Genomic DNA, 26,610 nt, shown 5'->3' on the forward strand with positions numbered 1-26,610 from the left:
CTTTTTTCTCAGAATTCACGTAGCGTTGCCATTTTAAGCGGGCCTTTTCATCGTTTGAAAGCCGGCAAGCATCCAATCTCTTTACCTCAGTCTTCCTGGTATGAAAGACGATATCCACCTTCAGCAATGAATACGTAAGCAAACCCTGCATTACCTAAGTGCATCCCTGCAATGATCATTTTTTCCCTGGCGGCCTGTTCCAGCACGGCTTTCCGTGTTACTTCCGCCTGAGCAGGATCGCAATCGAATGCGATGGAAACGGCCGGATTGGCTGACTGGATATGTGGGAAATGGACAATATCTCCCCATATCAATAAGCACTTATTGCCTGAGCTAATGCGGAATCCGCTATGGCCAGGCGTATGTCCTGGCAACCAAACCGGGAGTATGCCTGCCATTATCTCGTTTCCGTCAAAGAAATGCAGGTTCTGCTGGTAAGCATCTAAAACCCGACGGGTCAGCGCAAAATTCCGCTTTCCGCGTTCGCTGGCTTCTTTGAGTTTGTCATCATCTCGCCAGTATTCCGCTTCGAGAGGATGAATAAATACCTCAGCGTGTTTATAAACTGGTTCTCCTTCAGCATCCAACAAGCCACCGATATGGTCAGGATGGGCATGCGTCAATAAAAGTGTGTCAACGTCAGCAGGACTTACCCCAAGTTCATTGAGGTTTTCTTTGAGCAGTCCCCCTGCGTTGTTCAATCCTCCGGTGCCACCGTCAACTAAGATGGTGCGCCCCAGGCCACGGATAAGATAACTATTGATATGAATATTGCCCGGCTCAGCGATCCCGGCACTACGCTGAATGCTCCCCGCATCAACGATATCAATACCGGACAGCAGATCCAGGCTGGCTGCCATGTTGCCGTCACTGAGGGCTGTAACAATAAAATCGCCAATCTGAAACGATGGCAAGGACAGATGATTCATTAATACCTCATGATGGAGTCGATGACTTTTCATCATGCTACATGCTGTAAGAACGTCAATAAATTGATATTATTTCATGGTTTAATGATATTCAGTCACTGACTTAATGCTCTGCTTACCGTTCAAAAGGCCCTTTTCATGCGCAGAAAAATTCCCAGCAGTGCTTCCCTTCAGGCATTTGAGGCTGCGGCAAGACACGGTAATTTTGCCCGTGCAGCGGAAGAACTGTCGCTGACGGAAGGTGCGATCAGCCGACAGATCGCCCGGCTTGAATCTCTGTTGGGCTGCAGGCTGTTTGACCGCACCGGGAGCCGCGTCAAACTTAATCCCGTCGGCGCACGTTATGCCCATCATGTGCGTGAAACACTTGAACGGCTCGACAGAGATACCCAGTACATAATGGGAATGCCTGAAGGCAGTAAAAGTTTGGAACTTGCTGTTCCTCCGACCTTTTGCTGCCGCTGGCTTATCCCTCGCCTGAGTCGTTTCAGAACAATGTACCCGGACATCGCCATCAATATTGCGGCCAGGACTGAACCCTTCCTTCTTACCGGTAGCGGTTTCGACGCCGCTGTTCATTTCGAACATCCCGCCTGGGCAGGTATGCGTGTGCACCCTCTCTTTCAGGAAAAACTGGTGCCGATATGCCATCCTGCGCTGTTAAAGGACAATAATGTGTCTGTTCAGTTGAATGCACTACCGCGTATTCATCGGCGGCAAAATCCCGAAGCATGGAGTAACTATGCGAAGGAAATCGGGATAATCCTTGATAATCCGGCACTGGGTGTCAGGTATGATCTTCATGAAATGGCCATCGCGGCGGCACTGACGGGGCAAGGTGTGGCGTTAGTGCCGCGGATGTACGTTGAAAAAGAACTGGCTAGCGGAGAATTGATCGCTCCATGGCCAGAATCAGACCATCTCAGCAAAAAATTCTGTTTGGTCAAACCTATAGAAACAGGAATAAATGAATCTTCCTTGCAGGATTTTGAAAGCTGGTTGCTGAGTGAAGTTCTTGAGGGGGGATAAAGATCCCCCTGTGATCCTTTCCGATTAACTACACTTCTTTAGCTTAATCACGCCATCTTTTGCCTGTTCTTCAGCAAAGTCCGGGCCATCAATCCAAACATATTTATTCTTACTCTTATCAAAGAAACCGTGCCATCTGAACAATCCTGAACTGCCCTTAATGGTTATTTCAGCCACCGCTTTCGTTGTACTAAAATTCTCCCAATCAAGGGTCATCCCACCCGTACCCAGATCAAGCGGCTTATCAAAATAAACAGCGACCTGATTGGCGGAAACCTCTTTTGCATGGATTGAAACGACGATTTGATTTTCATTCACAATAAATGGTGTGGTGTTTTTACTTAACTGAATTGAAAAGCTATCATCATCACAGGTCGTTCCCCATGTACCGAGATGAGACTGTGCATTAACCGTAAATGACAGCAGAAATAAACACGCTGTGATAATTTTCATTCCTATCCTTAAATGGCCTTAGATCAACTTGTGTCGCTACGGGAGAATTCAGGGGTTTCCACCCTGCTCTTTTCTCAGAATCCACGTAGCGACACCATCCTACGATCAGCGCTCAACAAACAGTGACTGGTTCTTTGCCAGATAGAACGGCCTCAGATAAGCCACGGTGTTGGATAATGGCAGTATTTCTTCACTCAGGTTGATGCCAATTTCATCACGCAGATAAAGCCGTCTCGTCTCAATCCGGTCCCATAATGCCGGATAGTGTTTGCTGACCGCTGCCTGAAGCGCCGCATCCGCAAGCACAACGCACTCTTCGGCACTGACGCCCGTGTAACCCGCGACCGAAGGGATAATATCAATCTGCATGATCATTCCACTCTTCAGAGCTTCCTCCGAATTATGATAAACCGGAGAAGACATCCACTCTTCATCTGAAACCAGGTGACCCGGATTCAGGTGCCAGCCATAGCGTTCTTTCGGTAATACACCTTCCACCAGTTGGTAAAGTTCGCCGCCAGTCATCCCACAGCGAATATTTTCCAGCCAGGCAACAACTGCACCGAAATAGGGTTTAGCCATACGCTGCAGCCACGATTCCTGCCCGGCAGGTAACTCACTTTCATCGGCAATAACAAATCCGGTTCTGCTGGATAATCCGCCTTTAAAGGCGGTGGTCAATGATAACGGATCGCCCTTCTGCACTTTCTTATAGCTTGGGTATATATTGGCTTTATCGAAACGGCTGCCAGTAGCGGCAATCGATACCACCGTGTGGTACTGGCCTTCAGCAGCCAACAGCGCGCCTAACTCAACTTCACGCACGCCAACCTCAATCGCATTGATGGCATCGAGAATACAGTTTGATGCGAGGTTAGCGCCGTATTCATAGTGAGCAATTTCGTTCGCATTACAGGTTGCACGCGCGCCAGACTTGCCGCTAATAAAGAGGTGAACGGCATTCTCCAGTTCAGCACTGGTTTTCAGCGTGCGTCTGACCGCCTCAACAATAAAATACGGCAGGTCAAAGAACGTTTTGCCATTGCCGGCCGCCGGAGTGAACATCTTCCAGCCGACCAGGCCTACCTTACTTTTCTCGTTAAGCCCGGCTGCGGTGAAGAGGTTTTCCAGCGGCGCTTCGTTATCCATTGGCTGATTTGGCAGAGAGAAATACGGGCTGTGTGCCAGCGTGACCGGCACGCGTGAAAAGCGCGCCAGCTTAAGGTTTTCATTGCCCAGCACTAGCGTGCATTTACCACTGGTTTCCAGAATCAGCAGGCCTTCTTCAAAACGCGGAATAAATCCCGTCAGATAGGCGAAGTTAGCACCGTGTTCTTTGTCTGCGTAGATCACAAGAGCATCGAAGCCTTCATTCTTCATCCCATTCAGGATTTTTTCTTTTCGCGCCAGAATCGTTTCATCTGTCAAAAGAACAGGCTCAACCTGGGTAAATTTCACCGGGGCGACGGTTGGTCCTAACTTTATTGTTGTGGAAACCATGATGCACTCCCTGAGGTTAAGTATTAATGGTTAAGCAGCAGATGGATCACTGTGCGTAGCAGGATACCCAGTAAAACACCTGGAATGACATAACGAAACAGCCTGACAAAGCGACTGGCGATACCCAGGAAAATACCGATACCCGGCAGATCAAACGTCTGGATCATTAAACCGGCAGAGGCGTTAATCTGCTGAGGTGTTATCAGCCCTTTCTGTATCAGCTCCGTCATCACGCCGTAATACGCGGTGCCCCCTGCCAGCATCTTGGTCAGTGCCGGCATCACAAAGATATCCGGGATATTGAGGAAACCGAGCAGCGGGGCAAGCAGTGCGGTCAGTCCCTCAATCGCCCCGGCCGCTTTCAGTATGCCCACCACTGTCAGCGACAGGAGCAACATGGGAACGGAACCCAACGCCAGGCGGATTGCGTCTGAACCGGCACCGTTAATAATGGCGATCAGCCCCTGAGGCGCGTTGCCCTCCAGTGTCTCTTTTTCCGCCAGTGGTAAGGATGCCGCCGACAGCCTGCGCCCACTAAGGTGATAGGTGAACGCCGCCGCAGCCAGCCCTCCGACGATTGAAATGGTCACGGCTTCGCCCCAGTGCAGGCCAAAAGGGATTAGAGGATAAAACACGTTACCCTGGCCCATGGCAAAAAGCATCGCCAGGGCTGCCGCCAGGTGACGGTCGGAAGTGCCGCGTTTCTCCATAATCGCCAGCGCTGCCAGCGGTGCGGCGAAACTAACAAAGTTCAGCTGGATCAGCGCAAAAATAGCCAGCCCGGTAATACCAAATGGCCTGAATATCGGCGTCATCACGCGCACAATCGCGTCAAGCACGCCCTTCTGTTCCAGATACCTCATGATAATCAGCATGACTACCATCACCGGGATCAGGGTGTAGAGTGCAACATCAACAGAGGTTCGCCCTGCCGACATAATAATTCCAATGATATCCATTAACGGGTTCCACAAGGGGAAAAAGAGAGGAATTCATGTAACAACGCCAAACTTTACAGGGTTTTATCATGCTTTCAAACTGTGCTAATCTGTATATACAGCGTAAACACACCGTAATAACGAGGTGACACATGACACAGGCAACCCTGAATTTACGGCTCGATGCCGAACTAAAAGCCGATTTTCTTGAGGCAGCAAAGGCAATGGATCGTAATGGTTCACAGCTTATCAGAGATTTCATGCGTGAAACGGTTCAGCGCCAGCATGATGCCTGGTTCCGTGAACAGGTTCAGGCCGGGATGGCACAGGCAGATCGTGGCGACGTGATTTCGGGAGAATCCGTTGAAGCATCAGCGGCAGCATGGCGAGCGCAAGCGACGAAGAAACTGGCTGGCAGGTAATGAAAATCTTATGGATGCAGTTAGCCAACCAGGACAGGCAAAATTTTCACCTCATCTGTCGACAGGCAGATGAGGCTCTGTACACTTCCCCGCGCCCTAATCCATTGACTTTACCGCGCAGAATAAGAGAATGTTCTTTTCGCACAAAAACCAGAAAGAACCGGAGCTTACCATCACCCGTTGTCGTCGCATTCCCGCAGTTACTTCTCTGAAACGAGCTGCCGTACTGGCTGTTGCCACGCTGCTGCTGTTCAGTTGTTCTTCCAAGCCGCCGAAATCGCTGGTTACCCCGCTTCCACCGGTGGCAAAGCAGCCGCTGCCGACCCGGCCTGAGCAGGCGAAGGAGCCGATGCGTGGTGTCTGGCTGGCAACCGTGTCGCGCCTGGACTGGCCGCCAGTGGCTTCGGTTAATGTCAGCAGTGCCGCGCTGCGCATCAACATGCAGCAAAAAGCGCTGACCGATAAGCTGGATAAACTGAAAAACCTCGGGATCAATACCGTATTTTTCCAGGTGAAACCGGATGCTACCGCGCTTTGGGCGTCAAAGATTTTGCCGTGGTCAGATATGCTGACCGGGAAGATTGGCGAGTATCCAGGCTACGACCCGTTGCAGTTTATGCTTGATGAAGCGCATAAGCGCGGCATAAAGGTGCATGCGTGGTTTAACCCTTATCGCGTCTCCGTGAATACTAAATCCTCCACCGTTGCCGAGCTGAACCGCACGCTGTCGCAGCAACCCGCCAGCGTTTATGTGCTGCATCGCGACTGGATACGGACTTCGGGTGACCGCTTTGTACTCGACCCCGGCATCCCGGATGCGCGTGACTGGATCACCAGCATCGTCGCCGAGGTGGTGGCGCACTATCCTGTTGATGGCGTCCAGTTCGATGACTACTTCTATACGGAGTCCCCGGGTTCTGCCCTTAATGACAGCCAGACGTTCCGGCAATACGGCCAGGGATTTAGCAGCAAGGCAGACTGGCGGCGACACAATACCCAGCAACTGATCGAACAGGTATCGCGCACCATCAAACAGTTAAAACCCGATGTGGAATTCGGGGTCAGCCCGGCGGGCGTATGGCGCAATCTGTCACACGATCCGGCGGGTTCCGATACGCGCGGTGCAGCGGCCTATGACGAATCCTTCGCCGATACCCGCCGCTGGGTGCAACAAGGCCTGCTGGATTATATTGCTCCGCAGGTGTACTGGCCTTTCGCCCGCCAGGCAGCACGCTACGATGTGCTGGCAAAATGGTGGGCAGAGGTGGTGAAACCCACCAGCACGCGCCTGTATATTGGCATCGCGCTGTATAAAGTCGGGGAAACCTCGAAGAATGAGCCAGACTGGACGGTGCAAGGGGGCGTGCCGGAGCTGAAAAAACAGCTGGATTTGAATGAGTCGCTGCCGCATATCGATGGCACGATCCTGTTCAGAGAAAACTACCTCAACCAGCCGCAGACCCAGGAGGCGGTGAATTACCTGAAAAGCCGCTGGGGTAACACCGCAGCCAAATAAGCGAACAGGATCAGCAGGGTAGCGCCCTGCCGATCCTGCCTTATCCCCACCGCGTTCTGCGCAAAAGTTTCTACCAATCTCCGCCCGGTTTACACGCAAATCTGTTATTTGACGGTCGATAAATTCCGTAATCTGTTCAGCAAACCCCTTAATCTGAATAACGAACCGGAATAAACCTTTTAACTATTGATGGTCGACGTTACACCGTCACCTGAGGGATCGTTGTCATGAAAGTGCAGAAAATAGAACAGCCCGCCGCCATCGAATCACTGGAGTCCTGGGGAACCGTTGAAGGCCTGCCGGGCACGTCGGCCATCAAGCTCTCCGGCCTGCAAAAAGTGATACCGGGGAAGGAAGATATTGATACCGGGATTTTTGAATGCGGCGCGGGTAGCTATCGTCGCTCGGTAAAACAGGCTGAGATTATGCATTTCCTCGGCGGCAGCGGGTCATTTACACCCGATGGTGAACCAACTTTAACCTTCAAGGCGGGTGACGCCTTCTTCTTTGAAGCTAACACCGAAGGTACCTGGGTGGTTGAAACCGAGATGCGTAAGCTCTATGTGATTTTTGATGCGGAAGCCTGATTAGCATCGCTGTTTCTACAACCCCATCGCCCGCAACGGGAATGGGGTTTGCTTATGATGACGCCTGACCGCGAAGACGAACAGAGAGCACCATCAGTGCCAGGCCAATCAGAGAAAAAGCCACCCCGACCCAACCGGTCGAGATCCAGTTACCGCCTGACGAAATAGCCAGTCCTCCAAAAGCCGCACCCAGCGCATTGGAAATATTAAAGGCACTGTGTGTGAGCGAGGATGCCAGCGTTTGCGCCTCTCCGGCAATATCCATCATATGTGCCTGCAAGGCGGGAACCAGCGCAAAGCCTCCTCCCAAAAAGAATAGCGTGATCAGCATGGGAATTTGCCTGTCTCCAACAAGGGAATACATTGCGAGGAAGATCACATTCCACAGCAACATAGCGTAAATGGAGGGTAGCAACGCCCGGTCGGCTAGTCTTCCCCCAATAATATTGCCAGCGACCATCCCAGCCCCCCAAAGCACCAATATCCATGGCACGGTCGCCAGGGTAAATCCGCTAATCTCCGTTAGTGCGGGCGTAATAAAGGTGTAAACAGCAAACATACCGGCAAAACTCACCGAGGCAACCGCAAAGATCATCAGTATCTGCGGGCTTTTAAGGGCACCCAGTTCTTTTAAGGGTGATGCAGTGCTGTCTGCCTTCATGGCGGGAATAAATCCGGCCACCATCACGCCAGTGGTCACCAGACCAACCGTAACCACCACGAACGACATGCGCCATCCCAGCGTTTGCCCAACCCAGGTCACCAGCGGCACCCCCGCAACATTAGCGACGGCAAGACCCAGCATGACATAACCGATGTAACGTGCTTTTTGCCCGGGAGGCACCATCGATGCGGCAACCAACGCGGACACGCCATACCAGGCGCCGTGGGGTAATCCTGAGATAAAACGAGCCACCAGCATCGAAGGATAACTCCAGGTTGCTGCGCTAAAGGCATACCCGATCATCGCAATAACCAACAGCATAAGCAGCAGCGTTTTACGAGGCATTCGCGCGCCCAGAGCAGCAATGGCTGGCGCGCCAACCACTACGCCCGTTGCATAGGCGCTGATATAAGCACCGGCAGTCGGAACGGAAACATCGGTCCCCTTCGCCAGGTCCGGCAGCAAACTCATGGGGGAGAATTCGCCAGTACCGATGCATAAACCCCCTGCGCCGAGTGCCAGCATCGCAAACAGAAGGCCGGATGGCGGTGTGAGCGGTGTCTGTGTTGGTGGGGAATGATGTTCTGACATAGTCAGTCGTTGCATCCTGTATATGAAAAAAACTAAACTATCATTCTATTCAGTGACCATTATTCGATTGTTCTCCATGTGACATTGAATCTTACTCAACAATGGGATGTTGCATTATGTCAGCCAAACCCACCGCACCGATTTCCCGTAGCGATCTTGCCGATCTCAACGCGTTTCGCGTCGTTGAGCGCTTACGTAGTTTCACAAAAGCCGCCGTGGAGCTGGGAATTACCACATCCGCGCTTAGCCATGCAGTACGCAATCTTGAAACCCGCCTGGGCGTGCGATTGCTGAACCGCACCAGTCGCAACGTGGCCCCAACGGAAGCAGGTGCCAGCCTGGCCCTTAGGCTGGAGGCAGGATTCAGGGAGATTGGTGATGCGCTGGAGGAAATTAACCAGATGCGCGACCGCCCCGTTGGGCGGCTGCGTTTGAATATCCTCAGTGATGGTGCCCGCCTGATTATTGCCCGTTACCTGCCGCGTTTTCTTAGTCAGTATCCTGAGGTAGAGGTCGAAGTTTCTGTGGATGACCGAATGGTCGATATTGTTTCAGAAGGCTTTGATGCCGGTATCCGTTTTGGCGGCACCGTGCCAGAAGATCTGGTCGCTGTCCGGTTGGGCGAAGATCTCCGCTGGATCGCCGTGGCATCTCCCCGCTACCTTTACCGTCGCCCGGTTCCACGTACCCCCGAACATTTACGCGAGCATAGCTGCATCCGGTTGCGCACAGGCCAGGGGACTATTTACAAATGGGAATTTCGCCAGGGCGATGACTATCGTGTGATTGATGTTCCGGGGAATATTTGCGTTAACGAGACAACACTAGCTGTCGAATTGGCGCTAGCGGGCACAGGTATCACCTACTGCCTTGAAGACCGGGTTGCGCAATATCTGCGTGATGGCAGCCTGCATATCGTTCTGCCAGACTGGTCACCTCGCGAACCAGCCATGCATTTGTATTACCCCGGACATCGTCGTATTCCTCAAGGATTGCGAGAGTTTATTGATGTGATAAAGGAGGGAATTACTGCGGACAAACAGCGGATATCTTCCCCATGAAAAGGTTACGTTTCACATCACCACTTTACGCAGCCGGTAGTTAATAAAACACTGGTCACGCACCGACACCTGCTGAGCTTCAATCAGCTGAAAGCCGTGGCGGATAAAGAAGGCTTTCGCGGTAATGCTCGCCTCGGTAAACATCACCGGAATCCCCATCTTCACCACCGACAGCTCCAGCCACTTCAGCAGCGCCGTTGCCACACCGCAGCGCTGATGCGCAGGATGGGTAAATAACATATCCAGATGCCCGTCATACTCAACATTGCCAAATCCGGCCAGCTGGTGATGATGGATGGCAACCCAGGTCTGGCTCTCCAGCAATCTCTTCTCCCAGGCCGCTCTGTCCACCTGAACCCAGGCGTCAATCTGTTCCGGGCTGTAATCCTGTGATGCTATCTCACGCACCGCGCCCTGAAAAAGCGCAATAGCGGCATCAAGATCGCTGACCTGGAATGCTCTGATAGTGATGCTCATCGGTTCTCCATCTTGCCTGGGGTGGTCACTTGTCCCTACATCTTAGTCTATGATTGTATTGGCTTGACAGCTATCCCGATCCCGATGACACCTTTTCCGACTAACGCTCAGATTAGCGGAGCGCCGTTGTGTTGCCAGCGATCCCCGAGCGCTGGATAAAACGAGGACAGTGAATGGAAACCCGATCATATGTAAAACATTGGGGGGCCGAGTATGTGGCCGCCGATACCGTTCGTTTTCGACTCTGGGCCACGGGCCAGAACACGGTCCGGCTCAGGCTCTCCGGTAAAGAAACGGATATGCAACCCACCGGCGACGGCTGGTTCGAGCAGCAGGTCAGCAGCGTGTTACCCGGCGCGGAATATCAGTTTGTGCTCGCCGATGGCATGGCGGTGCCGGACCCCGCTTCCCGTGCCCAGCGGGATGATGTCGATGGCCCTTCGCTGGTGATCGATCCCACTGCTTACATCTGGCAGAACACCCAGTGGGCAGGCCGCCGCTGGGAAGAAACGGTGGTTTATGAGCTGCATATCGGCACCTTTACGCCGCAGGGCACGTTCCGGGCGGCGACTGAAAAACTCCCTTACCTGGCGGAACTGGGCATCACGATGATCGAGGTGCTGCCGGTGGCGCAGTTTGGCGGCCGTCGTGGCTGGGGTTATGACGGCGTTCTGCTGTATGCGCCACACGCCGCCTACGGAACACCGGATGAATTCAAAGCCTTTATCGATGCTGCACACGGCTACGGCATCTCGGTGGTGCTGGATATCGTGCTGAACCACTTTGGTCCGCAGGGGAACTATCTGCCGCTGCTCTCTCCCGACTTCTTCCACCCGGAGCGAACGACGCCCTGGGGCGCGGGTATCGCCCATGACGTTGAGGCCGTGCGCCACTATATTGCCGAGGCACCGCTCTACTGGTTGCAGGAGTATAACCTCGACGGCCTGCGCTTCGATGCCATCGACCAGATTGAAGACACTACCGATCCCCATATCCTGATTGAGATTGCCCGACGCATCCGCGCTGAGCTGCCTGAGCGCCCGATCCATCTGACGACCGAAGACTGCCGTAACGTCATTTTCCTGCATCCGCGTAACGCTGACGGCAACGCCCCGCTGTTCAACGGTGAATGGAATGATGATTTCCACAATGCCATCCATGTGTTTGCCACCGGGGAAACCCACGCTTATTACCAGGACTTTGCCGATCGGCCGGAAAAAGGCGTGGCGCGGGCGCTGACGGAAGGCTTTGTCTATCAGGGCCAGGTAGCCGTTCAGTCTGGCGAAGCACGCGGCGTTGACAGTCGCGGCCAGCCCCCGGCGGCGTTTGTCGATTTTATCCAGAATCACGATCAGGTGGGCAACCGCGCACAGGGCGACAGGCTGCTTACCCTGACCGGGGCCGACCGCTACAAAGTGCTGCTGGCAACGCTGCTGCTCTCGCCGCATATCCCGCTGCTGTTGATGGGCGAAGAGTATGGCGAGACCCATCCTTTCCTGTTCTTTACCGATTTTCACGGCGACCTGGCGCGTGCCGTTCGCGAAGGACGCGCCAGAGAGTTCGCAGGCCATGCGGGCCATGAAGGAGACGTCGTCCCGGATCCGAACGATGAAGCCACCTTTAGCCGCTCTAAGCTCGACTGGCATAAGCCCGGCAGCACAGAGGGCAAAGCCTGGCTGGCACTGACCCGACAGCTGCTGGCACTGCGTCAGCAACATATTGTGCCGCTGCTGGCAAGCGCAGGCGGCCATGCGGGCAAGGTGCTGAACACCGCGCCGGGATTTGTCGCCGTCAGCTGGACCTTCCCGCAGGGCCAGTTATCCCTCGCCCTGAATGTCGGTAAGAAGGCCCAGCCGCTGCCTGCTCTGCCCGGCAACACAATTTTCGCCTGGCCCGCTGAAACACAGCAACTGCCCCAGCACGCTATCGTGGTGCGTCTTCTGCCTGGAGAGGAAAAATGACCATCCCAACCGCCACCTGGCGTATTCAGTTTCGTAACGGCATGACGTTTGATCGTGCCGCCAGCCTGGTGCCCTACCTGAAGCAGCTGGGCATCAGCCATCTCTATGCCTCACCGATTTTTACCGCAACCAACGAGTCGACCCACGGTTACGATGTGACCGATGCCAATGAGATCGAACCCGCCATTGGCGGCCGGGCGGGCTTTGACCGTCTGGCGATCGCGCTGAAAAGTGCCGGGCTGGGGCTGATCCTCGATATCGTGCCGAACCATATGGCGGCCTCGCTGGAAAATGCCTGGTGGCGCGATGTGATTGAGCACGGAGAGCAAAGCCGTTATGCGCGGCATTTTGATATCGACTGGTCCCGCCGTCTGACGCTGCCGTTCCTCGGCGATCCGTTCGAGACTGCGCTGGAAAACGGTGACATTACGGTAAAGGCCGATCCCGAAAGCGGCAAGCCCGCGCTGGCGTATTACGAGGCGTTCTACCCGCTGAAGCCGGACACCTGGCAGGAGAGTGAGGACGACGTGCTGGCACTCACCGACCGGGCGAGTATTGCCGAACTCCACCAGCGTCAGCCGTGGCGGCTGATGTGCTGGCGCGATGCGGCCAATGAACTTTCGTACCGCCGTTTTTTTGAAATCACCGGACTGGTGGGGATGCGGGTCGAGGAGGCCCGCGTGTTTGATGACACCCATCGCCTGATCCTCGAACTGGTTCATTCCGGTGCGGTCGACGGGCTGCGCGTGGACCATGTTGACGGGCTGGCCAACCCGCAGGCTTATCTGACGCGTCTGCGCCAGCAGGCGGGGCCGGAGTGCTATATCACGGTGGAAAAAATCCTCGGCAAAGATGAACAGCTGCCGACCACCTGGCCGGTTTCCGGCACCACCGGCTATGAGTTTATGGCCGCGCTCTCCGATGCGCTGGTCGACGGCAACAACATCAGCGCCCTGCGCAAAATCTACAATGATGTGCTGGATAAGCCGGTAAATATGGCTGCGGAACTGCGCGAAGCCAAGCGGCTGATGGTGGATAAGAATTTTGCCGGGGAGTTTACCACCCTGCTGACCCTTGCCAGCGCGATTGCCGCAGAAGAAAGTGCGCTATTGCCGGAGAACAACCTGCGCCAGGCGCTGCGTGAACTGCTGATTGCCTTCCCGGTGTATCGCACCTATGGCACTGAAAACGGATTGCCTCAGGAAGATGGGGAGCTATTGCAACAGGTGGCAAACAGCGTCAAAAACCGTACCGATCCCCCCGATCCGGCAGCACTTAACCTGATTCTGCGCATTCTTACGGGCGAGATCCCGGCGCATACGCGTCAGCAGGCCACCACGTTCCGCATTCGTTTCCAGCAGTTAACCGGCCCACTGATGGCAAAATCCGTGGAAGATACGCTGTTCTTCCGCCAGCATATGTCGCTGGCGCTAAATGAAGTCGGGGCAGAACCCTTGCCGCGTACCTTCTCGCTTGACCGTTTTCACGCCGAGATGAAAGTGCGCCTTGAGCGCCAGCCGGATGCCCTTTCCGGCACCACCACTCATGACACTAAACGCGGTGAAGATGCCAGGGCACGTCTGTATACCCTCTCCGAAGCCCCGGCGCACTGGGCGACCTGCGTGGCGCGCTGGTGCGAGATGAACCGCGCCTGCGTGGTGACGCTGGAAGATGGCCGGGCGCCGAAGCCGTCGGTCGAATGGATGCTTTACCAGGCGCTGGCCGGGGTCTGGCCCGCCACGCTTCAGCCGCGCGATCACGCCGGGCTGGCGGCGCTGGAGGAACGTTTTCTCGCCTACGTGCAGAAGGCACTGCGCGAAGCGAAGCAGCGCACCAACTGGACTGCCGTGAATGATGATTACGAGAATGCGGTGCTCGACTATGCGCGCAACCTGCTCTCGCCCGCTAACCAGGACTTCCTGCGCGACTTCACCGCCTCGCTGCAACCCTTTATCCAGGCCGGGCTGGTGAACAGCCTGACCCAGACGGTGGTGAAACTGACCGCGCCAGGCGTACCGGATATTTATCAGGGCAGTGAAACGCTCGATTTCAGTCTGATCGACCCGGATAACCGCCGGGAGCCGGACTTCGCCGCACTGCAACAGATGCTGACGGCACGCAAAACGCCGCTGGATACCGATCCTGCGCACTGGCTGAGCGGCCAGCTTAATCAGCATGTGATCGCCAGCCTGTTACAGCTGCGTCAGGCCCGCCCGGCACTGTTTCGCCACGGCGGTTATCTGCCGCTGAGCGCAGAGGGTGCGCGTGAAGATAACCTGATCCTGTTTGCCCGGCTGGACAACACCGAAGCGCTGATTGTCATTGCCCCGCGTCTGGCGCTAAACCTGCCGGATAACCCCGACACAGCATCGTCTGCCAGTACCACTGTCGCGCTGGCGGCACCACTTTCCCGCCGTCGCTACCGTAATATCCTCAGCGGAGAGGTGTTGTTTGTCACCAATCAGATCACCCTGGACGCCGAAAATTCGGGGTTACCGCTGATACTCAGCAGTGAATAACAGCAAAAATAGAGAACCACAGATGCTACTGCTCACCCTTTGCCACGGGATAAAAAGAACGCTATGACCGCTATTACCAACGGAACGCCTTATGTCATCGAAGCCGGATTAAGCCACCAGCTGGGGGCTAATTTTGATGGTGAAGGGGTGAATTTCGCCCTCTTCTCTGCACACGCCGAACGCGTTGAGCTTTGCCTCTACGACCCCAGCGGCCAGCATGAGATCGCGAGGCTGGATCTGCCGGAATACACTCACGAAGTGTGGCATGGCTATGTGCGTGGGCTGCAACCGGGCGCGCTTTACGGCTACCGCGTTTATGGTCCTTATGAACCGGAAAACGGACATCGTTTCAACCCGCACAAACTGCTGATTGACCCGTATGCCCGCGAGCTGTCGGGAGACATTGAGTGGAATGAGGCGCACTTTGCTTACGATTTGTATGATGATGAGAAAGACCTGACCTTTGATACTCAGGACAGCGGCCCGTTTACCCCAAAATGCCGGGTGATCGATCCGGACGAATTCCTCTGGCATGATGAAAATCGCCCCGTGGTGCCCTGGTCAAAAACGGTTATATACGAAACCCATGTCAAAGGCTTTACCCAGCTGAACAGCGCGGTGCCCGAAGCGCTGCGCGGTACCTATGAAGGCATGGGGCATCCGGCTGTCGTCGACTACATCAAAAGCCTTGGCGTCACCTCGGTTGAGCTGCTGCCGGTACACTGGTTCCCGGACGATCAGCATCTGCTGGATAAAGGGCTAAAAAACTTCTGGGGTTACAATACGCTGGCGTTCTTCTCCCCGGCCTCACGCTACTTTGGTCCCAACGGTATTCAGGGCTTCCGCGATATGGTGCGCGCTTTCCACGATGCCGGGATCGAGGTGATCCTCGACGTGGTGTATAACCACACGGCAGAGGGTAACGAGCTGGGGCCGACGCTGTCATTTAAAGGCATCGATAACTATTCCTACTACCGCACGCTGTCGGATCAGCACCGCTATTACATTAATGATACCGGCACGGGCAATACGGTCAATACCTCGCATCCCCGGGTGTTACAGATGGTGATGGATTCCCTGCGTTACTGGGCTGAATCGATGCATATCGACGGTTTTCGTTTCGATCTTGGCACCATTCTGGGGCGTGAGCCAGGCGGCTTTGATCCGCGTGGCGGCTTTTTTGATGCCATCATGCAGGACCCGGTGTTGTCGCGCCTGAAGCTGATTGGCGAACCCTGGGATATTGGTCCGGGAGGGTATCAGGTCGGCGCTTTTCCCCCTGGCTGGGCAGAATGGAACGATAAATATCGTGACACGGTGCGGGAATACTGGAAGGGAGAGAATGTCTCAACGGAGTTCGCCGCCCGTCTGCTCGGGTCTGGCGACCTTTACGATCAGCGCGGGCGTCGCCCCTGGGAGAGCGTTAACTTTATCACCGCTCACGACGGCTTCACGCTGAATGACCTGGTGTCGTACAGCGACAAACATAACGACGCCAACGGCGAAGACAATAACGACGGTCATAATGACAACCGCTCCTGGCATTATGGCGAGGAAGGGCCAACCGACGATGACGCGATCAACGCGATACGCGACCGTCAGAAGCGGAACTTTCTTGCCACCCTGCTGTTCTCACACGGCACGCCGATGCTGCTGGCGGGCGATGAATTTGGTCGCAGCCAGCGCGGCAACAATAACGGCTACTGCCAGGACAATGACATCTCATGGATTGACTGGGACCATGTGCCGGAAAGCGGTGAGATGCTGCGTGAGTTTACCCGCCAGCTGATTGCCCTGCGCAACGCACAGCCGCTGCTGCGGCGTGAAAGCTGGCGCGATAATATGGATATCAAATGGTTTAACGCGGGGGGCGGTTTTCAGCAGCCGGAACAGTGGGATGAAGGCTCAACGCTCGGGGTGTATATTGGCCGGGCAGACCTGACGGAAGAGGATGGCATCTGGCATGACGTGCTGATGCTGTTTAACCCGTATGAGGGCAATGTGCCTTTCCTGATCCCGCAGTTTGGTGAAGGAGGCTGGGTGCTGGAACTCTGTACATCGGACAGAGCCAAACCCGGCCAGGTGATCACCAAAGAGAAAAATGTCGAGCTGGAAGGTCGCAGCATTGCCCTGTATCGCAGGCCTTAAGTTCCAGACTGAGCGCAGGTCAGCTTAACGGCTGACCTGATGCCCAATCACACCACCGATGGCCGCGCCACCCAGGGTTCCCCAGGTGCTGCCTCCGGTCAGTACCGCACCACCGACCGCACCCACACCCGCACCAATAGCGGTGTTTCTGCCGCGATGAGACATGCCACATGCCGTGACTGAAAGGGTCACCAACAAAACAATTGCAATCGTACCGCTGCGTTTTAACAGCATAAAAACCTCATTACCATTACGCATAATGGAAGGTAAAAGTTAACGTTTTCTTGTTTCCCCTCTCCCTGGAAGAATCGCTGCTCCTTCGCAGCGAATATAGGCCTTGTTGTTGACGTCGGGCAGGTAAAAATTCTTATAAAATGGCACTATTTTTGCTGTCCCTGACACCTCGCCAGACCCTGTCACAGACGACCTGTACGCGATTTAACCCCTGAATTCGTGGCGATGTATAAGCCCCCTTTCTGCATTTCCTTCGTGACTTCCCCCTCACATCCACAGCCATACAGGCTGAAATGAAACCCTGTGAAACAGCTCACGCTCTGATATGAAACCGGTTGCAGAAATCGGTTTCACTGATAGCATAAAATCAGTTTTACACTCTGTTACATACCCAGCCCCCCATAATAAAAAGGTCTGAAAATATGGCAGTTATCAGGGATTACAATAAGTTAGCAACTGATATACTTCACGAAGTTGGCGGCGAGAATAATATCAATACCTTCTCACGCTGCGCGACACGTCTGCGCCTGGTACTGAATGAAACCCCGGCCGGTGCTAAGGCGAAAGTCCAGAGTCTGCCGGGTGTAATCGCCGTGGTTGAGAGCGGCGGACAGTTCCAGGTGGTGATCGGCACGCACGTGGCCGATGTGTTCAATGCCCTCTCGTCAGTGATGGGTGAACAGCACACTGGCGGCGGCAATGCCAAACAAAAAACACGCGTGCTGGATGCGGTGATCGGGACCATGTCGGCGGTGTTCGCCCCTATCGTTTATATTCTTGCTGCGGCCGGGATTCTTCAGGGGATCTTAATTGTCGTCGGCCTGATCGATGCCGATATTAAAACCTCCGGCACCTTCGCCATCTTCAACTTTATGTCATGGACGCCGTTTGCTTTCCTGCCCGTCTTTATCGCGATTACCGCGGCCCGGCACTTCAAATGTAATCCGTTTATTGCCGTACTCTGCTGCTGCGCCCTGATTAACCCGGAATGGACGTCTATGGCGGGCCGGATTGCCGGGGGCGAAACCATCAGCTTCCTGTTTATCCCGCTGGCAAAAACCGTATATACCTCATCGGTATTACCGCCGCTGTTCCTGGTCTGGGCACTCTCCTGGCTGGAGAAACGCGTCGAAAGGATCCTGCCGGAGGTGATAAGCGCCCTGTTTACTCCGCTGATCTGTTTCGTGGTGATTGTCCCTCTGACGCTGATTGTCATTGGCCCGATCACCACCTGGGCTGCGATGGGGATTGCCAGCGGCTATAACGCGCTGTTTGCCTTTGCCCCGGCGGTTGCGGCGGCCGTTATTGGCGGTGTCTGGCAGATTATTGTGATCTTCGGCGTTCACTGGGGGATTACGCCAGTGATTATGGCCAACTTCGATACCCAGGGTTACGACTCCTTCCAGGCTTACCAGACCATTGCGGTTATCGGCCAGATGGCTGCGGTGTTCGGCGTGTTCCTGAAAACGCGTAACCGGGCGCTGAAAGCGACGTCATTATCGGCAGGCGTGACCGCGATTTTCGGTATCACAGAACCGGCAATTTACGGCGTGACGCTGCGCTTCAAAAAACCGTTTATCTGCGGCTGTATCGGTGGTGCCATCGGCGCGGTGGTCGCCAGCCTGTTTGGTTCGCTCTACTACGCGTATGCCGCGTTACCTGGCCTGTTTACGCTGGTCAATGCCATCAGCCCTGATGCCCCAATGTCGTTTATTGGTGAGCTGGCGGGCAGCGCCACGGCGATTATCCTGACCATTGTGATGGTGCAGTTTGTTGGCTTTGAAGATCCGATTGATGAAGAACTGCTGAGTGAGAAAAGTCAGCAGGCGCCTGTTGCAGTCGCAACAGTCACAGCAGCAACGGCGGCTCCGGTACAGGCGCAGAGCCTCGCGCTGTTCAGCCCGCTGTCAGGCACGGCAATGGCGCTGGAAAATGTTAACGACGAGACGTTTGCCGGAAAAATGCTGGGTGACGGCATCGCCATCAGCCCGAGTGAAGGCCAGGTGGTGGCCCCCTGTGATGCGGTAGTCGCCACGCTGATTGATTCTCACCATGCCATTGGGCTGATCTGCGATAACGGTGCCGAGTTACTGATTCATGTGGGGCTGAACACCGTTAACTTGCAGGGCAAGCACTTCCACCCGCTGGTGAAGGAAGGTGACAGGGTCACGGCCGGAACGCCTCTGCTGGCCTTTGATAAAGCCGCAATCGAAGCCGCAGGTTATGACCTCACCACTCCGGTGCTGGTAGTCAACAGCGACGAGTATCAGCTGGATAAACATCAGTTCCAGGGCGTGATTCAGCCACTGACACCGCTGATGACCCTCTCCTGATGGCATAAAAAACCCGGAGTTGCCGCAATGGCACTCCGGGTTTTCAACGATTTACGTCTAAGGCAAACAGGAAACATCATGTCGCAGGTTAAATTGCATTTTCTTATCGGCTGGCTGGCCACCGTCGCCTGCTGTTTTATGTATATCTCCTATATCCCTCTGATTATCGACAACCTTAATGGCCTGAAAACCAATCCCATGCAACCGCTGGCGGCAGCCGTTAACTGCGTGTTATGGGTGTCATACGGGTTGCTCAGTGAGAGGCGAAACTGGCCGATTGTGATTGCCAACAGCCCGGGTATTCTGCTGGGGCTGATTACGTTTAGTACGGGTTTGTGATGTTTTTATTCTGGTTTTTTGGTTGCTGACCGATCGGCGTCTGGTCCCTCCCCGTAAGTTAGTGTCCGCTGTGGGCTATAAAACAGCGGGGATTAAAACAGGATAGAAGTTCAGGCGCGATCGCATTGAGGATTGTGGTCGGGTTTTCCCGGCGGGAAAGGCGGTCATGCTGACCCCGGAAAATAGCAGATCCAGGGCGCCAATCAATGGGCGGAATAACAGGGCGAATTGCCGCCCTTTTATCGTTCTCTCCTATTTCGTCAGGCGAAATGTTTTACGCCATTCACTGGGACTCACACCAAATCTTTCACGAAACAATTGCCTGAATGTCACCACTGACTGAAATCCTACCTGCCCGGCCACTTGCTCTACAGGGATCGCCAGAGATTCAAGGAGTTCCTGACTTTGATAAAGTCGTGCCACCGTTAACCATTCGACCACGGACATACCTGTTGCCTGACTAAAATGCCGGGTTAACGTTCTGCGGCTCATTGACGCCATGTGAGCTAAAGAATCAATGTCGTGAGGTAATTGAAGATTTCTTTGCATATAGTCGAGCAGCATATTCATTCTGTTGTCTGTCGTATTGCGTGGAATAGACTGTTCGATGAACTGCGCCTGGCCACCGTCACGGTGCGGAGGGGTGACCATTCTCCTCGCGATCTGATTCGCGACCTGGCTGCCCAAACGTTGCCGAATAATATGCAGACAGCAGTCCAGCGCGGCAGCCGTTCCTGCTGAGGTAATCAGGCCATCATCTTCAACATAGAGCGCATTTAAATTTAAATGGATCTGTGGGAATGAGGTGCGAAAAACGTCTTCATACTCCCAGTGTGTTGCTGCCTGGCGTCCATCCAGCAGCCCGGCATAAGCCAGCACGAAACTCCCCAGACACAACCCCACAATCTGGCTGCCTGCCGCTCTGGCCCTCACCAGGGCATCAAGCAACGACTGCGGGGGACGTTGATGAACATTGTCCCAAAATGGCACAATCACCGTGTCCACCTGATCAAGAACATCAAAGCCGTGGTCAGCCTGTATTGCTGTTGCTTCCCTCGACCAGATAAGCCCGGGGGTTTCCGCACAAATAAGACGCGTAAACAGCGATTTATCCGTCATGGCATCCCCAAACAGAATCAGGGGAACCGACACGTGAAAGGTGCTGAACCCTTCAGTAACAACAATAGCCACTGACGTCGCAGACATAGGACACTCCCGGACTTATTTTAGGCTGTTAAAAAGTGACAGATGCTCCATCTGCGGGTGCACTGACAAAATCCTGCAAATGATTATCCCGGGCATACTCCAGCAGCGCGTGACGAGTGACCAGGCAATGATTGACGGCTTCCATATGGGTCGCAACAATTTGGGCTTCTGGCAGTACACGATGTGCCTTCAGCAGATCGTCTTTACCGAAGATGATGGGACCATAACCCAAAATATGAGCCCAGCCAGTGTTCATTATCACTACGCCGGGGCGATATTTACGCATGTTTTCCTCTACGGCATCGATCCAGATAGAGTCTCCCACCAGGTAAAGTGATTTTTCCGCCGGGTGCTGAAATACAATCCCACTGGAATCACCCAACCTCTCGGCTAATTGAGGATGGGCATAAGCGGCATCAGAGCCGTGCTGGCAGCGCGTTTTGATCAGCGAAATGTCGCCAAACTCACTGGTTTCAGACAGTACAACCAGATTACTGAACCCCTGCGATCGCAGAAGCTGCTCATCACTGTTATTTTGCACAAAGATCAGCTTTTCTTTTTGAATAAGCGCCACTGCCGCTTCGTCCCAGTGATCCTGATGCGTATGCGTGACGATAATGGCATCAACGTCCAGCAGTAATGCCATCTCGAATGGCAGTTCAACCATCGGATTACGGATTTCTGAACGTGCAGTGCCCTCAAACCCCGGCCATGCGTCTTTTTTGGATAACATCGGATCGATAAGAAACGTCTTTCCTGCATAAACAATGAGTTGAGTCGCGTTGCGCACCTGAGTAATCTTCATCAATATTCCCCTTAATGTTATTTCTATTTACCGTGCCAGTGATTAATTTGGCCCGAAACACATTATCGATGATATCAGGACAGGCAACGATCCCCCTTCAGGCCATATTGCGATGGGATCGGGTCAACCCATGCGCTGAAGGTAACGGGAAAGCGTGAAACCCTATTTACGCTCCATTTTCCTGCCTCACACCTGAAAGCGCCAATAACACCCCTAAAAATGGATGGTAAGACCACTTCCAAATCACTGATTTACATACGAACACAGACCTTGTTTCAGGTGGTGTCAAAAAAATAACAATGATTCCATAAAAGAAAATGATTATCATAATCATTAGTATTGAACTTTAGCTGCGCCGCTCTGTCTCTGGCCTGTCTGGCTCTGTGACGAACCAATAAAAAAATGGCCATGCTTTCTGCCCTTCCACATTTCGCACGAGGAAAAACCATGTCTTCCCGCACCTTCTCTTCCCCCACCAGGGAATTGGGCACGCTTCTGCGCGCACCGTGTCAAAAAACGACGTTGTCCGTTTCATTGCTGGCGCTGATGATCCACGCGCTGGTCAACCCGGCTATGGCGCAGGAAGCCGCCTCCCCGCAGGAAATGGTGGTAGATGCCACGGCAACGGACGCAGCCGCCAGCGAGAAGCAGGATTACACGGTCAAAACCACCCGTGCAGGCACCAAAATGCTGATGACTCCGCGCGATGTGCCGCAGTCTTTAAGCGTGGTGACTGAGCAGCGGATGCTGGATCAGAATCTGCAAACCGTGGGCGAGGTGCTCGATAACACCACCGGGATCGCCACTCAGTTAGTCGACAGCGAACGCTCCTCTTACTTCTCACGCGGTTTCCAGATCACCAACTACACCTTTGATGATATCCCTACGTCAGCGGCAGATAACTGGAACTACGGCGATGCCGGAGAAGACACCGCCATTTACGACCGCATCGAAGTAGTGCGCGGCGCGACCGGGTTGATGAGCGGTGCGGGCAGCCCGTCTGCGTCAGTCAATATGGTCCGCAAACATGCTGACAGCAAAACCGTTACCGGCAATCTCAGCGCCAGCTATGGCCGCTGGAACACCCAGCGTTATGTGGCCGACCTCTCCTCTCCGCTGAATGAAGAAGGCACCGTGCGTGGCCGCGTGATTGCGGGTTATCAGGATCAGGACGGCTGGCTGGATCGTTACCATAAAAGCAAAAAGTTTCTCTATGGCGTGCTGGATGCCGATGTCACCGACAACACCACGGTGTCGCTCGGTTACGATTATCAGGAGAGCAACACCGGTAACCCGACCTGGGGCGGATTGCCGACCTGGTACAGCAACGGTTCGCGTACCGACTACAAACGCAACCTTAACCCGTCAGCAGACTGGACGCGTTACAGCCTTGATTCGCGCAAGGTATTTGCCAACGTCAAACATGACTTTGATAACGGCTGGACCTTCCGCGTTAACGCCACGCATGCTGAGCAGACGTTTGCTGACAAGCTGTTGTATGTGATGGAGTTTCCTGATGCAGTTACCGGAAACGGCGTCAGCGGTTATGGCAGTCTGGATCGCGGTAAACGTACTCAGGAATCCATTGATACCTATGCCAGCGGTCCGTTTGAACTGCTGGGGCGTAACCATGAGTTAATGGCGGGCGTCAGCTACAGCCGCCAGCATAACCAGACTTACAGCGTGGACGGTGCGCTGGATTCTACGCAGATGGGCAGCTTTGATAACAACTGGAATGGCAACGTTCAGGAGCCGGAATGGGGTGACTGGTATCTGAATGCGGATGATGTGATCCGTCAGAAATCGGCCTACACCGCCGCCCGCTTCTCGCTGGCCGATCCGCTGTCGCTGATCCTCGGCGCACGTTACACCCAGTGGAGCACCGTGGGCAGCAGCGGCAACATGAACAAAAATAACATCACGCCGTACGGTGGCCTGGTGTATGACATTGATGATACCTGGTCGGCTTACGCCAGCTATACCTCGATCTTCCAGCCACAAACCTACCGCAGTACCGATGGTGCTTATCTGTCGCCAGTGACCGGGAAAAACTATGAAACCGGACTGAAGTCTGACTGGTTTGATGGCCGTCTGACCGCCACCTTTGCGCTATTCCGCATTGAACAGGAGAACGTTGGGCAGGAACTTAGCGGCACCTTTGTGAATGGCTCCAGCGAGCAGGCGTATGTTGCGGCTAAAGGCGCGGTCAGCAAAGGCGCGGAGTTTGAGCTGAATGGCGCCGTCACCGACAACCTGCAAATGACCTTCGGGGCCACGCGCTATGTGGCACGGGATACCTCCGGCCGCTTTAACAGTAATATGCCGCAGACCTCATTTAAGCTCTTCTCCAGTTACCGTCTGCCGATGTTGCAGGATCTGACCCTTGGCGGCGGTGTGAACTGGCAGAACCGCACCTTCCAGGATGCCACCGGGCCGGATGGCGAAGTGCAGCGCGTTTACCAGGGTAGCTACCCGCTGGCCAACCTGTTTGCCCGTTACCAGGTCAGCAAACAGCTGGCGGTGCAGGCCAACGTCGATAACCTCTTCGACCGCTCTTACTACTCCTGGGGCAGCGATTATGTGGTCTACGGTGAACCGCGTAGCTACTCGGTCAACCTGTCGTACGCCTTCTGACGAAGAAAAGCCCCGGCACTATGCCGGGGCTGAGCATGCGGCAACGCGATTACTGCATAAACTTCTGGTAATTCTCCGGTGTCACCAGCCGGAACGGTATCATCACTTCATCCTCCACTTTCTCTCCTTTCGCCACACTGGCCGCCATATCCACCGCCTGATAGGCCTGGGATTTCGCATCCTGGAAAACCGTAACGGAAAGCAGCCCACTTTTTATCGACTGCAAACCGTTAGGTCCGCCATCGGTTCCCCCCACCAGAATGTCCTTACCGATTTTTATGCCATTGCTTTTCAGCGCCATCGCCGCGCCAATCGCCATTTCATCCGCATTAGAGGAAAGAATGTCGATTTTACGCCCGGAGAGTATCCAGTTGTTCATCAGGTTCATGCCATCCTCGCGCATCCATTTGGCGGTATCCTCCACCACCACATGCATGTTCGGGTGCTGAGCAATCACCTCTTTGGCCCCCTGAGTACGAAAACGGGTGGCATCATTACTCAGCAACCCTTTCATAATGGCGACATTAACCTCCTTTTTATCCTTCACCTTTTCAGCCAGATACTGCATTTGCAGGCGTCCTGCCTCAATTTCATCACTGCCGGTGTAGCTGATCCCGTTGCCTAACGTTGAATCTCCGGGTTTACGGTTCAGGTAGATCAGCGGGATTTTCGCCGTACGCGCTGCCTCGGAGATGTTTTTCGTGCCCTGGGTGTCCACCGGATTGACGATAATCACGCTAACCTTCTGGTTAATAAAACTCTGTACCTGGGTGAGCTGTTTATCCACTGCACCCTGGGCATCTTCATACTGCACAGTGAGTTCCGGATGTGTTTTCACCCGCTCACTGATATAACCCCGCAACCGCGAGAGAAAAACATCATCCATTTGCGCCATACTTACACCAACGCGGGTTTCGGAAAAAGCAGGTGGCGCCATAGCTAATAAGGCAATAAAGGCAATAAGTGTTTTTTTCATGTTATTTCCCATATTTGTAGGGTCAGGATTTTATAATAAGCCAACGGCTACTGGCTTATTTTCGGGTGATCCCTGCCATCGCTATACGGCTTATGATTATCGACATACCGGCCGGGAAATTTTATTATTCATAACGAAACAACATAACGTTACAGCGTCATCCAGCGCTGTTCGCGGGAGGATTGCACTGCTGCATCAATGATCTTCTGAATTTCCCAGGCCGCGCGGAAATCCGGGCCGCTGACGGGTTGCCCCGCGACGGCACGCAGAAACTCGGCGATCTCGATGGTCTTGAGATCGTTAAAGCCCAGCTGATGGCCCGGCGCCGGGCAGAACGCACCGTAAGGGGCATGCTGCGGGCCGGCTTCAATTTTCTGAAATCCACGATGTTTACCGTCGCTGTCTGTGCGGTAGAAATGCAGCTCATTAAAGCGCTCCTGGGTAAAGTGCAACGCGCCCCGGGTGCCGTAAATCTCGAAACCCAGCTGCATATTGCGCCCGGTAGCGACCCAGCTGGCTTCAATACTGCCTTTACAGCCACGGGCGAATTCGACGGTCAGTCGCGCAATGTCATCGACTTCTACCTGCCGCAATCCCTGCGCACCGTGCAGAATCGGACGCTGTTTGATCACCGTCTCCAGATCGGCCTGCACCGCCACCACCGGGCCGAGCAGATAACGCGCCATCGCCACAATATGGCTGCCGAGGTCGGCCACCGCACCAGCACCGCCCGCCGGATCAAGCCGCCATGACCAGGGTGTTAACGGTGACGCCATAAAATCTTCCGCATGGATCCCCCGGAAGCTGACGATATCCCCCAGCTCACCGTTGTCGATCATCGTTCGTGCCAGCTTGATTATCGGGTTTTTCAGGTAGTTAAAACCGACCTGCGTCACCACACCCTGCGCTTCGGCGGCCAGCGTCATCCTGCGTGCATCGTCGCTGTTCGGGGCGATGGGTTTTTCGCAGTGCACATGTTTCCCGGCTTTGATTGCGGCCAGTGCCTGCTCCAGATGGAAACGGTTGGGCGTGGTGATCGACACTACGTCAATATCCGGGTCGTTAATCAGCGACTGCCAGTCATCGGTCGCACGGCGAAAGCCAAATCGTCTGGCGGCATTTTCCGCCGCGTCCTTATCAATATCCGCCACCGCAATCAGTTCCGGCATCACTTCGCCCGGTAAAATCGCGGCGGCAGCGCGGTACGCCAGCGCGTGCGACAACCCCATAAACCCGGTGCCAATAATGCCAATGCCTATTTTTTTCATCGGTTTATTCTCCAGAAGGG

The 26,610-nt window shown here is 54.3% G+C and carries 22 protein-coding genes; 11 read left to right on the top strand and 11 right to left on the bottom strand.

Translation table 11 applies throughout. From position 1 onward, the window contains the following. Positions 1-86: 86 nt before the first annotated feature. Positions 87-929, bottom strand: a complete 843-nt coding sequence (locus ACFL9S_RS06315) for an MBL fold metallo-hydrolase (protein WP_405260976.1) — start codon at positions 927-929, stop codon at positions 87-89. A gap of 138 nt (positions 930-1,067) precedes the next feature. On the opposite strand from ACFL9S_RS06315, the gene ACFL9S_RS06320 reads away from it, so the two are divergent. Further along, the gene (locus tag ACFL9S_RS06320; protein WP_405260977.1) at positions 1,068-1,958 is read left to right on the top strand and encodes a LysR substrate-binding domain-containing protein; all 891 of its coding nucleotides are present in this window, start codon (positions 1,068-1,070) and stop codon (positions 1,956-1,958) included. 24 nt (positions 1,959-1,982) lie between these two features. Here the strand turns inward: ACFL9S_RS06320 and ACFL9S_RS06325 are convergent, their stop codons facing one another. From ACFL9S_RS06325 to ACFL9S_RS06335, 3 genes are all read right to left on the bottom strand, one after another. After that, positions 1,983-2,411, bottom strand: coding sequence for a hypothetical protein (locus ACFL9S_RS06325; RefSeq protein ID WP_405260978.1), 429 nt, complete (start codon positions 2,409-2,411; stop codon positions 1,983-1,985). Positions 2,412-2,516: 105 nt separating this feature from the next. Further along, complete coding sequence (locus ACFL9S_RS06330; RefSeq protein WP_405260979.1) at positions 2,517-3,911, bottom strand: M24 family metallopeptidase; 1,395 nt, start codon at positions 3,909-3,911, stop codon at positions 2,517-2,519. Positions 3,912-3,934: 23 nt separating this feature from the next. Then, positions 3,935-4,870, bottom strand: a complete 936-nt coding sequence (locus ACFL9S_RS06335) for a nucleoside recognition domain-containing protein (protein ID WP_405260980.1) — start codon at positions 4,868-4,870, stop codon at positions 3,935-3,937. A 131-nt stretch (positions 4,871-5,001) separates the two neighbouring features. On the opposite strand from ACFL9S_RS06335, the gene ACFL9S_RS06340 reads away from it, so the two are divergent. The 3 genes from ACFL9S_RS06340 (at position 5,002) to ACFL9S_RS06350 (ending at position 7,374) form a co-directional block, all read left to right on the top strand. Continuing rightward, positions 5,002-5,271, top strand: a complete 270-nt coding sequence (locus ACFL9S_RS06340) for a CopG family ribbon-helix-helix protein (RefSeq protein WP_405260981.1) — start codon at positions 5,002-5,004, stop codon at positions 5,269-5,271. Positions 5,272-5,401: 130 nt separating this feature from the next. Then, complete coding sequence (locus ACFL9S_RS06345; protein WP_405260982.1) at positions 5,402-6,787, top strand: glycoside hydrolase family 10 protein; 1,386 nt, start codon at positions 5,402-5,404, stop codon at positions 6,785-6,787. Positions 6,788-7,014: 227 nt separating this feature from the next. Then, positions 7,015-7,374: a cupin domain-containing protein gene (locus ACFL9S_RS06350; protein ID WP_405260983.1), complete on the top strand. Its 360-nt coding sequence runs from the start codon at positions 7,015-7,017 to the stop codon at positions 7,372-7,374. Positions 7,375-7,426: 52 nt separating this feature from the next. Here ACFL9S_RS06350 and ACFL9S_RS06355 read toward each other — a convergent pair whose 3' ends face one another. After that, positions 7,427-8,629, bottom strand: a complete 1,203-nt coding sequence (locus tag ACFL9S_RS06355) for an MFS transporter (RefSeq protein ID WP_405260984.1) — start codon at positions 8,627-8,629, stop codon at positions 7,427-7,429. A 116-nt stretch (positions 8,630-8,745) separates the two neighbouring features. Between ACFL9S_RS06355 and ACFL9S_RS06360 the strand changes: the two genes are divergently transcribed. Continuing rightward, a complete protein-coding gene (locus ACFL9S_RS06360) occupies positions 8,746-9,690 on the top strand; it encodes a LysR family transcriptional regulator (protein ID WP_405260985.1) in 945 nt (314 codons plus the stop codon). 12 nt (positions 9,691-9,702) lie between these two features. Here the strand turns inward: ACFL9S_RS06360 and ACFL9S_RS06365 are convergent, their stop codons facing one another. Continuing rightward, positions 9,703-10,167 carry a GNAT family N-acetyltransferase gene (locus tag ACFL9S_RS06365; RefSeq protein ID WP_405260986.1) on the bottom strand — a complete coding sequence of 155 codons (465 nt, stop codon included), beginning with the start codon at positions 10,165-10,167 and terminating at the stop codon, positions 9,703-9,705. 173 nt (positions 10,168-10,340) lie between these two features. Here ACFL9S_RS06365 and treZ point away from each other — a divergent pair, with 173 nt between their 5' ends. The 3 genes from treZ to glgX all read left to right on the top strand — a co-directional run bounded on the left by treZ (position 10,341) and on the right by glgX (position 16,795). After that, positions 10,341-12,128: a malto-oligosyltrehalose trehalohydrolase gene (gene treZ / locus ACFL9S_RS06370; protein ID WP_405260987.1), complete on the top strand. Its 1,788-nt coding sequence runs from the start codon at positions 10,341-10,343 to the stop codon at positions 12,126-12,128. Beyond that, the gene (gene treY, locus ACFL9S_RS06375; RefSeq protein WP_405260988.1) at positions 12,125-14,647 is read left to right on the top strand and encodes a malto-oligosyltrehalose synthase; all 2,523 of its coding nucleotides are present in this window, start codon (positions 12,125-12,127) and stop codon (positions 14,645-14,647) included. Before treZ ends, treY begins: the two co-directional genes overlap by 4 nt. A 63-nt stretch (positions 14,648-14,710) precedes the next feature. Continuing rightward, on the top strand, positions 14,711-16,795 hold the full coding sequence (gene glgX, locus ACFL9S_RS06380) for a glycogen debranching protein GlgX (RefSeq protein WP_405260989.1): 2,085 nt from the start codon (positions 14,711-14,713) through the stop codon (positions 16,793-16,795). Positions 16,796-16,819: 24 nt separating this feature from the next. Here glgX and ACFL9S_RS06385 read toward each other — a convergent pair whose 3' ends face one another. Continuing rightward, positions 16,820-17,029: a glycine zipper 2TM domain-containing protein gene (locus ACFL9S_RS06385; protein ID WP_133846571.1), complete on the bottom strand. Its 210-nt coding sequence runs from the start codon at positions 17,027-17,029 to the stop codon at positions 16,820-16,822. A 422-nt stretch (positions 17,030-17,451) separates the two neighbouring features. On the opposite strand from ACFL9S_RS06385, the gene ACFL9S_RS06390 reads away from it, so the two are divergent. Together ACFL9S_RS06390 and ACFL9S_RS06395 are read left to right on the top strand one after the other, a co-directional pair. Further along, a complete protein-coding gene (locus ACFL9S_RS06390; RefSeq protein ID WP_405260990.1) occupies positions 17,452-19,362 on the top strand; it encodes a beta-glucoside-specific PTS transporter subunit IIABC in 1,911 nt (636 codons plus the stop codon). A 78-nt stretch (positions 19,363-19,440) separates the two neighbouring features. Next, positions 19,441-19,701, top strand: a complete 261-nt coding sequence (locus ACFL9S_RS06395) for a hypothetical protein (RefSeq protein WP_212812663.1) — start codon at positions 19,441-19,443, stop codon at positions 19,699-19,701. 252 nt (positions 19,702-19,953) lie between these two features. On the opposite strand, the gene ACFL9S_RS06400 is transcribed toward ACFL9S_RS06395, so the two are convergent. Further along, positions 19,954-20,907: a GlxA family transcriptional regulator gene (locus ACFL9S_RS06400; protein WP_405260991.1), complete on the bottom strand. Its 954-nt coding sequence runs from the start codon at positions 20,905-20,907 to the stop codon at positions 19,954-19,956. 28 nt (positions 20,908-20,935) lie between these two features. Next, a complete protein-coding gene (locus tag ACFL9S_RS06405) occupies positions 20,936-21,712 on the bottom strand; it encodes an MBL fold metallo-hydrolase (protein ID WP_405260992.1) in 777 nt (258 codons plus the stop codon). A gap of 447 nt (positions 21,713-22,159) precedes the next feature. On the opposite strand from ACFL9S_RS06405, the gene fhuE reads away from it, so the two are divergent. Continuing rightward, entirely contained in the window at positions 22,160-24,346 is a 2,187-nt protein-coding gene (gene fhuE / locus ACFL9S_RS06410; protein ID WP_405260993.1) for a ferric-rhodotorulic acid/ferric-coprogen receptor FhuE, read from the top strand. 49 nt (positions 24,347-24,395) lie between these two features. On the opposite strand, the gene ACFL9S_RS06415 is transcribed toward fhuE, so the two are convergent. Both ACFL9S_RS06415 and ACFL9S_RS06420 read right to left on the bottom strand, forming a co-directional pair. Further along, entirely contained in the window at positions 24,396-25,322 is a 927-nt protein-coding gene (locus ACFL9S_RS06415) for a sugar ABC transporter substrate-binding protein (protein ID WP_405260994.1), read from the bottom strand. Positions 25,323-25,471: 149 nt separating this feature from the next. Next, complete coding sequence (locus tag ACFL9S_RS06420) at positions 25,472-26,590, bottom strand: Gfo/Idh/MocA family protein (RefSeq protein WP_405260995.1); 1,119 nt, start codon at positions 26,588-26,590, stop codon at positions 25,472-25,474. Positions 26,591-26,610: the final 20 nt, after the last annotated feature.

It is taken from the genome of Erwinia sp. AnSW2-5, from assembly GCF_045107195.1.
Classification (GTDB): domain Bacteria; phylum Pseudomonadota; class Gammaproteobacteria; order Enterobacterales; family Enterobacteriaceae; genus Erwinia.